The following is a 970-nucleotide window of genomic DNA, read 5'->3' on the forward strand; positions in this document are numbered from 1 at the left end:
CCACCGGTCGTGCGGCGGCGCGCTGGAGACGGCGCGAGAGGCCGGGGCGCCCCGGCCCGGCCGCGCGCAGCACGTCGCGCACGGCGAGAGCGCCCTGGGCGGCGACGGTGAGGCCGTGGCCGTAGACGGGGTTGTAGCCGGCGACGGCGTCACCGAGGACGACGAAGCCGTCCGGCCAGCGTTTGGCCTGTTCGTAGTAGCGACGGCGGTTGGCCGTGGCGCGGGTGGTGGCGATGTCCCCGAGTGGCCGGGCGTCCTTGATGAGTTCGCCGATGACGGGATCTCCCAGACCGAGGGCGAAATCGACGAAGGCGCCGGGATCGCCGGTGGGTTCGCCGCCGCGGGTGCCGGACAGGGTGACGATCCAGCGGTTCCCCTCGACGGGCAGGACGATGCCGCCCTGCCCCGGCGCCTTCGCCGGGTTGGCCTGCACGTTGATCAGAGGGAAGTCGATCCCCCGGGTCGCCTCGGGGGCGTCGTAGACGCGGGTGGCGTAGGCGACGCCGGCGTTGACCACTCGCTCGGCGACGGCCGGCACCCCCAGTCCGGTGAGCCACTGCGGTGCGCGGGAGCCTCGGCCCGAGGCGTCGACGACCAGGTCCGCGCGGAGGGTGCTCTCCTCGTCGCCGGTGCGTACGCGGACGCCGGTGACGGTCGTGGCGTCACCTTCCAGGCCGAGTACGGTCGTCTCTTCGCGGAGTACGACGCGTCCGTCGGCCAGGACGCGGCCGCGCAGGACGAAGTCGAGGAGGTCGCGGGAGCAGACCAGGTTGCGGTGACGGGTGGCGGTGAAGCGGCGGAACCACACTTCGTTGGGGGCCCGGGAGACCATGTCGCCCATGATGTGAACCAGACGGCCGCCGTGGGCGACGACCTCGTCGGTGAGGCCGGGGAGGAGTTCGTCGAAGGCTTTGACCCCGCCGCTCCACACCAGGTGGGCGTGGCGGGCCTGGGGGACGCCCCGGCGCGG

General features: G+C 73.6%; 1 protein-coding gene. It reads right to left on the reverse strand.

The window, feature by feature from the left end:
* Positions 1-970: NAD(P)/FAD-dependent oxidoreductase (locus B7767_RS41640; protein ID WP_085576373.1), on the reverse strand; the 970-nt coding region annotated here is incomplete at both ends.

Origin of the sequence: Streptomyces sp. 13-12-16, assembly GCF_002114215.1 — a bacterium.
Lineage (GTDB): Bacteria > Actinomycetota > Actinomycetes > Streptomycetales > Streptomycetaceae > Streptomyces.